The organism is Shimazuella sp. NTD248 (assembly GCF_059510395.1).
On record NZ_JCAJZT010000023.1, the window covers coordinates 1 to 2,387 of the forward strand.

General features: G+C 53.4%; 2 rRNA genes. Both read left to right on the forward strand.

Going from position 1 to position 2,387, the window contains the following annotated elements:
- Positions 1 to 2,261: ribosomal RNA gene (locus AC5WOE_RS19935) — 23S ribosomal RNA — on the forward strand; the annotation flags it as partial.
- A gap of 63 nt (positions 2,262 to 2,324) precedes the next feature.
- A 5S ribosomal RNA gene (gene rrf, locus AC5WOE_RS19940) occupies positions 2,325 to 2,387 on the forward strand; the annotation flags it as partial.

Below are 2,387 nucleotides of genomic sequence, written 5' to 3' on the forward strand. Positions count from 1 at the left end.
AGTCGGAGCCGCAGCGAAAGCGAGTCTGAATAGGGCGCCATAGTACGTAGCTGTTTACCCGAAACCGAGTGATCTACCCATGTCCAGGATGAAGTTCCGGTAACACGGAATGGAGGTCCGAACCCACTGATGTTGAAAAATCAGGGGATGAGGTGTGGGTAGGGGTGAAATGCCAATCGAACTCGGAGATAGCTGGTTCTCCCCGAAATAGCTTTAGGGCTAGCCTCGTGTTTTGAGCGATGGAGGTAGAGCACTGATTGGACTAGGGGCCCTTCCCGGGTTACCGAATTCAGTCAAACTCCGAATGCCATTGTCTTGTATCACGGGAGTCAGACTGCGAGTGCTAAGATCCGTAGTCAAAAGGGAAACAGCCCAGACCACCAGCTAAGGTCCCCAAGTAACGTTTCAGTGGAAAAGGATGTGGAGTTGCACAGACAACCAGGATGTTGGCTTAGAAGCAGCCACCATTCAAAGAGTGCGTAATAGCTCACTGGTCAAGTGACTCTGCGCCGAAAATGTAACGGGGCTAAAACGTTCACCGAAGCTGTGGATTCGAAAGAATGGTAGGGGAGCGTTCCAAGTGCAGCGAAGTTGGAGGGAAACCGAAAATGGAGCGCTTGGAAGTGAGAATGCCGGTATGAGTAGCGAAAAGAGGGGTGAGAATCCCCTCCACCGAAAGCCTAAGGTTTCCTGAGGAAGGTTCGTCCGCTCAGGGTAAGTCGGGACCTAAGTTGAGGCCGAAAGGCGTAGGCGATGGACAACAGGTGGAAATTCCTGTACCGTAACGTTTTGTTTGACGATAGGAGTGACGCAGGAGGATAGGGTGTGCGTGCCCATTGGATATGGCGCGTCGAAGTGACGAGGTTGGAAGATAGGCAAATCCGTCTTCCGATAAGACTGAGTTACGACAGTAAGCGAAAATTGTAGTAGCAAAGCACCTGATTTCACACTGCCAAGAAAAGCTTCTAAGGAGAAACGTTGCGCCCGTACCGCAAACCGACACAGGTAGGCGAGGAGAGAATCCTCAGGTGCTCGGGAAAACTCTCGTTAAGGAACTCGGCAAAATGACTCCGTAACTTCGGGAGAAGGAGTGCCACCCTCCGGGGTGGTCGCAGAGAAGAGGCCCAGGCGACTGTTTAGCAAAAACACAGGTCTCTGCAAAGCCGCAAGGCGAAGTATAGGGGCTGACGCCTGCCCGGTGCTGGAAGGTTAAGGGGAGAGGTTAGCGCAAGCGAAGCTTTGAACCGAAGCCCCAGTAAACGGCGGCCGTAACTATAACGGTCCTAAGGTAGCGAAATTCCTTGTCGGGTAAGTTCCGACCCGCACGAAAGGCGTAACGATCTGGGCGCTGTCTCGACGAGAGACCCGGTGAAATTGTAGTGCTAGTGAAGATGCTAGCTACCCGCGACAAGACGGAAAGACCCCGTGGAGCTTTACTGTAGCCTGATATTGAATCTAGGTACGACTTGTACAGAATAGGTGGGAGCCTTTGAAGCTGGGACGCTAGTCTCAGTGGAGGCAACCGTGGGATACCACTCTGGTCGTATCGGGGTTCTAACCTACTACCCTAATCGGGTAGAGGGACCGTGTCAGGTGGGCAGTTTGACTGGGGCGGTCGCCTCCTAAAAGGTAACGGAGGCGCTCCAAGGTTCCCTCAGCGCGGTTGGAAATCGCGCGGAAGAGTGCAAAGGCAGAAGGGAGCTTGACTGCGAGACCTACAAGTCGAGCAGGGACGAAAGTCGGACTTAGTGATCCGGTGGTTCCGAGTGGAAGGGCCATCGCTCAACGGATAAAAGCTACCCCGGGGATAACAGGCTAATCTCCCCCAAGAGTCCATATCGACGGGGAGGTTTGGCACCTCGATGTCGGCTCATCGCATCCTGGGGCTGAAGTAGGTCCCAAGGGTTGGGCTGTTCGCCCATTAAAGCGGTACGCGAGCTGGGTTCAGAACGTCGTGAGACAGTTCGGTCCCTATCTGTCGTGGGCGCAGGAAATTTGAGAGGAGCTGTCCTTAGTACGAGAGGACCGGGATGGACATACCGCTGGTGTACCAGTTGTCTCGCCAGAGGCACCGCTGGGTAGCCAAGTATGGAAGGGATAAGCGCTGAAAGCATCTAAGCGCGAAGCCCCCCTCAAGATGAGATTTCCCACTACCCCTAAGTAGGTAAGACCCCTTGTAGATGACGAGGTAGATCGGTCTGAGGTGTAAGCACAGCAATGTGTTTAGCTGACAGATACGAATCGGTCGAGGGCTTCTCCTACCGCAATACATCTTTTCCTATCCGATTTTGAAGGTGCGAGTCACTTTCTTTTCAAACCATATGTCTGGTGACCATAGCAGAGGGGTTCCACTCGTTCCCATCCCGAACACGATCGTTAAGCCCTCT